8 protein-coding genes and 1 tRNA gene are annotated in these 7,214 nt (G+C 49.2%); 7 read left to right on the forward strand and 2 right to left on the reverse strand.

Annotated elements, in window-relative coordinates; genetic code table 11:
- From V3U24_04045 to V3U24_04075, 7 genes are all read left to right on the forward strand, one after another.
- On the forward strand, window positions 1–219 hold a 219-nt coding region (locus tag V3U24_04045), incomplete at its 5' end, for a sigma factor-like helix-turn-helix DNA-binding protein (GenBank protein MEE9166621.1).
- A gap of 61 nt (window positions 220–280) precedes the next feature.
- Entirely contained in the window at window positions 281–1,231 is a 951-nt protein-coding gene (locus V3U24_04050) for a M23 family metallopeptidase (GenBank protein ID MEE9166622.1), read from the forward strand.
- Window positions 1,232–1,905: 674 nt separating this feature from the next.
- On the forward strand, window positions 1,906–3,237 hold the full coding sequence (miaB, locus tag V3U24_04055; protein ID MEE9166623.1) for a tRNA (N6-isopentenyl adenosine(37)-C2)-methylthiotransferase MiaB: 1,332 nt from the start codon (window positions 1,906–1,908) through the stop codon (window positions 3,235–3,237).
- Entirely contained in the window at window positions 3,224–3,541 is a 318-nt protein-coding gene (locus V3U24_04060) for a LapA family protein (protein MEE9166624.1), read from the forward strand. Before miaB ends, V3U24_04060 begins: the two co-directional genes overlap by 14 nt.
- A 109-nt stretch (window positions 3,542–3,650) precedes the next feature.
- Window positions 3,651–4,556 (forward strand): tetratricopeptide repeat protein, encoded by a 906-nt coding sequence (locus V3U24_04065; protein ID MEE9166625.1) that lies wholly within the window; start codon window positions 3,651–3,653, stop codon window positions 4,554–4,556.
- Window positions 4,492–5,487, forward strand: coding sequence for an SPOR domain-containing protein (locus V3U24_04070; protein ID MEE9166626.1), 996 nt, complete (start codon window positions 4,492–4,494; stop codon window positions 5,485–5,487). The genes V3U24_04065 and V3U24_04070 overlap by 65 nt, the downstream gene beginning before the upstream one ends.
- Before the next feature lie 320 nt (window positions 5,488–5,807).
- A tRNA-Sec gene (locus V3U24_04075) sits at window positions 5,808–5,901 on the forward strand.
- 256 nt (window positions 5,902–6,157) lie between these two features.
- Here V3U24_04075 and V3U24_04080 read toward each other — a convergent pair.
- Both V3U24_04080 and V3U24_04085 read right to left on the reverse strand, forming a co-directional pair.
- A complete protein-coding gene (locus tag V3U24_04080; GenBank protein MEE9166627.1) occupies window positions 6,158–6,562 on the reverse strand; it encodes a PIN domain-containing protein in 405 nt (134 codons plus the stop codon).
- Window positions 6,559–6,759, reverse strand: coding sequence for a type II toxin-antitoxin system VapB family antitoxin (locus V3U24_04085; protein ID MEE9166628.1), 201 nt, complete (start codon window positions 6,757–6,759; stop codon window positions 6,559–6,561). Before V3U24_04085 ends, V3U24_04080 begins: the two co-directional genes overlap by 4 nt.
- Window positions 6,760–7,214: the final 455 nt, after the last annotated feature.

Below are 7,214 nucleotides of genomic sequence, written 5' to 3' on the forward strand. Positions count from 1 at the left end.
AAGGCCGAGATTAAGCGAGTGCTAAAGACCATCCCGAAGCGGGAGGCCGAAATCATTCGTTACTACTTTGGCATCGACATGGATAGACCTCTGACACTGGAGGAAATCGGGGAAATGCTCTCCCTCACACGTGAACGCGTACGTCAGCTCAAGGAAAGGGCCATTCAGCGCCTGAGACATACTACTCGTGCTCACCTCCTCCGTTCCTTTCTCGGCTGATTTTTGTTGAATTATTGTATTCTTCACACGAAATTTGGGTGGAGAGAGTGGGGAATTTGTTTTGAGTTGGCTGCCGTCCACTAAAACCAGGATTTCCAGGGGTTTTCGTTTTGTCGTTCTTCGCGATAACGACAGTAACGTTCACCAGTGGTCCCTATCCAGAAACACCTTCCTGGCTGTATCCTTTCTTGCCATCGTCCTCTGTTCAGTCCTCCTTTTTTTCACGGCTGATTTTATGACTGGAATCCTCTACCAGGCACGATTGAATGAGATCCAGGAGAACAGCCGTTCCGTCACAGACCTTCTCCTGGATACCCAGGATCGGCTGGATCGTCTTGGAGAAGAAGTGGAGGAGATAGAAGAAAAGGACAGAGCGCTCCGGACTTATGCCAATCTTCCTCCCATCGACACAGACATCCGCAAGGTCGGTGTGGGTGGAATGAAACTGAGAAGCCGTGCGAGTCTGGCAGATGTGATGCCTGACATTGAATCCAGGGTTTCCAAGCTTCAGCTCAACCTGGATGAATTGTCAAGGAAGGTGAAACTCGAGAAAGAGAGTTATGAGACCATTTACAGGTCGATCCGAACTCAATCTGATATGCTTTCTTCAATACCTTCCATCAACCCTGTTCGCGGTGGCTATTTCAACACGGGTTTTGGCAACCGGCGGGATCCATTCACGAGCGAGGAGAGGTTCCATCAGGGTCTGGATATTTCGGCGACCAGAGGTACGCCTGTTTACGCGGCTGCTGACGGAAATGTCGCATACTCCGGTTACCGCGGAAGCTACGGCAAAACGATCAAGATCAATCATGGACGCGGGTATCAATCACTGTATGCCCATCTTCATAGAATAAATGTGGGGCGGGGGAGGAAGATCAAACGGGGTGATATCATAGGTGAAGTGGGCAATACAGGAAGATCCACAGCGCCTCATCTGCACTACGAAGTACACTATTACGGGACGCCTCAAAATCCTCAGAACTACTTCTTTACCGGGCCTCTCCGGTAACTCGAGTCCCTCCAAGTTCCAGTCATTTACATTCGAAGATCGTCCGAAAGCATGCAACATTTTCGACTTCATTATATCCAGTTTTTTGATGAGGCAGCAACTTCCATAATCTTTTTTCACGTCTTTTTCTTACGCTCTTCCCTCCGCAGGATCCCTTGGGAAACCATACCCTGCCCGCTCCTCTCGCGTTGGGGCTGGATCGGGTGGCAGGCGGGGAGGGTGAATCTTTCTAATGCGAGAATAGATAATACAGGAGTCTCCCTCTTGGTGCCGATTCATCGGCACCATGAGTGGCCTCAAAATGATTTGGGCAATGAAGGGGATGCCAAGACCGTGGAAAAGAATCAATTACTGCCTGTCCCGTAGTGAGCGTGCGAACGTACGGGGTTTGAGTCCCGATCACAATCGGGGAAGTTTAATTGATTCCCATGGGCGCAGGCAGCCCCGCCTAAATTATTTTTTAGCCAGAGGCCTTTTGGTACTTTTCTGCCCGAGAAAAGTACAGCAAGAATCACGCTCTAGATAATCCCACGATGAGAATGTGGGCGGAGTACAAGGAACGGGAGTCCCCGGGGCATCACTCAGTTTGGACACTCACCACAGCATCTTGCATGCATCGGCATCCTCATTCGTCGCTTGACTCTTATAGAGGGGAAAGGGTAATTTCACCGACCATGGGTCGATATTTCCTTGAAACATACGGTTGCCAAATGAACGTCGCCGATTCCGAGCTGGTGGCGGGGATCATGAAGCGGGAAGGTTATACGAAAACGGGATCGCCTGTGGACGCAGATGTTATTTTCCTGAATACTTGCGCCATCCGTGAGCACGCAGAGGAGAAAATCTACTCCCGCCTTGGAACCCTTAAGGAATTCAAAGAGAGGAAGCCGGAACTCCTCCTGGGCATCCTTGGCTGTATGGGGCAGCATGTGAAGAACGATCTTCTGGACAGAAAATCCTACCTCGATTTTGTTCTGGGTCCGGATTCCTATCGCAGAATTCCTGAACTCCTGAACCGGCGAATGGTATTGGGGGATTCCATTGTGGATACACGGTTGTCCCGGTTTGAAGTCTACGACGGCCTGTTCCCGTCCAGAGCTCAGGGTATCAATGCCTGGATTTCCATCATGCGAGGGTGCGACAAGTTTTGCACGTTCTGTATTGTCCCGTTTACGCGCGGTAGGGAGAGGAGCCGGTCAGTGGTAAGTATTGTCCAGGAAATCCGGACGGCGGTAGACGAAGGATTCGTAGAGATCACCCTATTGGGTCAGAACGTGAATTCCTATCAACATGACGGTGCCAGGTTTCCTGATTTGCTCGACTCGGTGGCGCGTATACCGGGAGTTCTCAGGATACGGTTTACATCTCCACATCCCAAGGATGTCGACGACCGTATGCTTCTCGTTATGCGTGATCACGATACTATCTGCAAAGCCATTCATCTTCCACTTCAGGCGGGAGCCGACAGAATCTTAAGACGCATGAATCGTACATACACACAATCCGAATATCTGTCTCAGGTGGAGCGAATAAGACAAATAGTGCCAGGCTGTGCCCTCTCAACCGACATTATTGTGGGATTTCCAGGGGAGACTCACCATGAATTTGAACAGACTCTGAAGGTGATGGAAACAGTCAAGTTTGGCTCGGCATTTACGTTCAAGTATTCACCGAGGCCCGGGACAAAAGCTGCCGAGTATCCCCTTCAAGTCCCTGAGAAAGAAAAACAGGACAGGCTGGAGGAGGTTATTAGATTTCAGAGAGAGCATACTTATTTAACTAACAAGAGGGAAATAGGAAGAACACTTGAAGTGTTGGTTGAGAAAGACAGCAAGAAATCCTCCTCAATGTGGGTGGGGAGGACCGATACAAACAAGTGGGTAATTTTTCCCAAGGGGGATGAACGTGTCAAAGATCTGGTGAAAGTGAGAATCATGGAAGCGCACGGTATTTCTCTTTTCGGTGAGCGGGTTGAAAACATGGAGTACAGCCGTGCGCCTGGCTAAGGTTTTTCTGGGACTCCTGATTATTCTCGGTTTGCTCATAGTTTTGATCAGGAACACTGGAACGGTTACCGTGGATCTAATGTTCAAGCTATATGAGAATACGCCCCTGGCTATTGTACTGGTGATTACCCTCGCTATCGGTATTCTTATCGGTTTCGGCATCGCCCTTACCTCGATTCTTACGAGCAAGACTGAAACCCGAATTTTGCGAGGGGAAAGCAAAAGACTTTCCGACGAACTCAACGCTCTGAGAAATATAGCGTTGCAGGAAGGTTCTTACGAGGTCGACGACGAAGAAGAGTAGCTTCAGCTTCCTGAGTAGACTGTTTTCCAGAGAAAAAGACGGTCATCTGCTCTATGCAGAGGCTCTCGAATGTCTTCTCAACGGGGATTCGGACGGGGCATATCGCAAGTTGCGCGATCTTGTTGAGATCGATACGGATCATGTCGGTGCTTACATCAGGTTGGGAGACATCTTGCGGGCGAGGGAAAGACCGGATCAGGCGGCCAAGATACATCAATCTCTCACTTTTCGACGTCGGTTGACAACCGCTCAAAAGGTTGAGATTTTCTCGAGCCTGGCAAAGGATTACTATTCCTCGGGCAATTATTCCCGTGCTGAGGAGAATGCAAACCGGGTAGTTCAACTCGACAGGAAGAACCGGTGGGCGGCGGAGTATTTGATACAGATTTGTGAAGAGCAAGAGCGGTGGCTGGATGCGACCGAATACCTGAAACGGTTCGAAAAGCTCTCGGGAGGCAATGGGCTGCGTCGCCGGGCATTCCACCGCATGATGGAAGGCCGATCCAGGGAGAAGGACAGTAGGAGCGATGATGCTCGCGCGGAGTACAGGAAGGCAACGAAAATCGATGCGGCCTATGCCGATCCTTATCTATACCTGGGCAATCTGGATGAACAGGAGGGAAATCTTGAGGCGGCAGTAGAGAATTGGAAGGAGTTCGCCAGACTTTCCCCATCATCGGGAAAGCAGGTTCTTAACAGATTGGAGAAGGCCCTTTTTGAGCTCGGCCGGTTCGGGGAGGTCGAAGATTTCTACAGGAAACTTCTCGAAAAGAACTTGCGAGACAAGGAAGTCTTGTCAGCACTTGTGAACGTGTTGCAGGCAAAAGGAGAATACGATGAGGCTTTGGATGTCATCGAGGATGCCTTGTCCAGGGATGATTCGTCGATTCTTGCCCGTTTGGCCCGACTTCAGATGATGCTCAAGAAAAATGATCAGCAGGAGCTCTCAGATGAAGTTGAGAAAATCGTTCGATTATTGCATGGCAATGCCGCCACTCCGAAACGCTCCTCATAAACATGCCGTCCGTTCCGTGAATAGCGTTTCCTTGAGAATTGTCTTTGTCTTGGCCCTGGGATTTGGAGTGGCTGAAGCGCAAGATCTTCAGCCATACTTTCGCATGGTGGAGGAGGGCAAGACCAAGCGTGTCCGGGATGAGATCACCCGTCTCCTGGAACAATACCCGAACCATCCAGGTGTCATTTTTCTTGGCGCGGTTACCCAGGACAGAGCGGAGAACGCGATCATCACATACAAACAGCTTATTCAGGACTTTCCGGACAGCCCCTACGCCGATGATGCTATGATGAAGGTGGGGGAATATCTGTTTGCGAGAGGTTTGTATACGCAGTCGAGCCGGGAACTCGCAAGAGTTCCAAAGAAATACCCCAGGTCGGAACATGTTCAACGAGCTATCGATTTGCAGATCAATTCACTGCTCGCCACGGGAGAACGCGACAGTGTGGACTACTATGTACGGCTTTACCGGTCCCGGTTTCCCGGTCTCGATTTCGAATACAATCTGGATTCGGACAAACCTCTCGTGAATCGTCCATTGACGGCATCGACGCCCAGCGGCCTATCTGAAGGGATGAGACAACCGTCCGTGTCATCCCTCAATGCACTCCCGAAGACTCGCCCTACTCCTACTCCCCGAGTTGAAGAAGATACTCAGCCACCGGAAGAAAAGGTTTCCCCCTCCGTGCCGAAGCCTTTTGTTATTCAAGTGGGAGCTTACGGTTCCAAGGACAATGCCCTCAGGCAGAAAATGCGTCTTGAACAGATGGGGTACGATGTGGACCTGGTTCCCATTACATCCAGGGGGAAAACATTACAAGCCGTTCAAATTATTCGATTTGCGACACGTGGCGAAGCTGCCAGAGTAGGGGAGAAGCTGAAGTCGGATCTCGGCTTCGGCTATATTGTATTGCGCAGGCCTGAGAAGTGATTGACGATTGAAAACTGGAGGACTCGAGTGTTGGAGAACATTGACGATTGACTATGGACTATTGATTATTGAAGAATAGATGAATGGAGAGATGGAGAATTGGAGTGGTGGAGGAATGGAGAGACAGAACGTAATGCGTGATACGTAATGCGTAAAACTGCCTACTTGTGACTGGTTAGCTGGCTACTTGTTTCTTGATCCTTGACTCTTGATCCTTGATACTTGATCCTTTACCCTTGATCCTTGATACTTCTATCTCAGCTCTGCCAACTGCCTACTTCTTTTTTTATCTTTTATCTTTTTACTTTTGTCTTGGTCTTGGGAATGATTGCGTGGCTGGTGCCCGCCCCGGTCTTCAAAACCGTTGAGACGGTGTAGAACCGTTTGCTGGGTTCGATTCCCAGGCGTTCCCGCTGATACTCTGAGGTGAGTTCTCCCGATAGAATCGGGATCACGCGTTCCCGCTAAAAGTATGGGCTGGGTTCTCCCGATAGAATCGGGACGTAGACGGGGCGTTCCCGCGAATTTTATGATAGCAGGATTCTCAGCTTGCCCGGCGTAAACGCCGTCAGGTGGTGAAGACGGGCCTGTCCCGCGTAGCGATTTATCCATCGTAACGAAGTGTAGATGGAAGCGTAGCGGGGGCGTTCCAGACGGTAATGTCAACAGGTTATTCTGGTCTGTGAAGCCTGATGGGAAGATATCGGACAAAATATTCGAAATCTTTATCCGTTGTAAAAATCGGCACATTGTGCCGTTCTGAGACAGCACAGATCAAGAAATCGGTATTGGATCCCTGAATTCCCTTTGATCGACAGATGTTAAAGAATTCGGCTGCCCGTTCATAGTCCAACGTGATCATGTCCAGGTCCCAGAACGCTCTCAGATGATCGCGAACGACTTCAAAGTGAGAATACGTCAGTATTCCTGACAGAATTTCCTGACGAATTGGACCGATCATCCGAGCCCTAAGCTCTTCTACGAGTCCTCTAAATTCGACTGTAATAACATCATCGGAAGAGGTCTTCCTCCTCAGAACCGAAGACCATACCGAAGTATCAACCAGAACTTTCACGCTTTCGTTCTCTGTTTCTTGTAGTCATAGTCCGCATCAAAATTGATCTTTCCGACCAAATCAAATAACTTTAGTTGCTCGCGGCGTTCAATATATTCTTCTAACGCTTCAGTAACGGTGGCCTTTTTTGTTCGATGTCCACCGATTCTTAGAGCTTCATCCAGTAATTTGTCTTCTATTCCAAGGTTTGTTGGCATAGTACTACCTCCATGTCTGCTTTACACAAATATATGCATATTGTTGTGTAGATACAATCACATATGTGTGTAGTTAGCGTCATCAAGGCTGACCCCGCATATTTCGTCCCATAATCTGGGTCGGACCGAGCTATATTATTGATATTCAAAGGAAATCGTTCCCCAAATAAGTGTTTTCAAGCTTTAACACGCCATTTTCAGGGGGAAGGGGGTTACATCTCAAGAATTAAGTCTTGACGTTTTCTGCGTGTCTGCCTTCTATTTGTTTATACTTTTGTCCTGAGCCATCATTCATTGAAAGGCAGATATTTTAATATTTAAGATGTGGCCGTATGCCGTGTATAACGTATGACCCGTGGGTTAAAGTCCCACCCTGGGAGTTGTCAGTTCGCCCAGGTAGTTTGAGGGAGGTGTTAGGGGTAACCCGAAGCGCCGAGTTCCCTGACAGAGCCCCT

The organism is Candidatus Neomarinimicrobiota bacterium (genome assembly GCA_036476315.1).
Classification (GTDB): Bacteria; Fidelibacterota; Marinisomatia; order Marinisomatales; family S15-B10; genus JAZGBI01.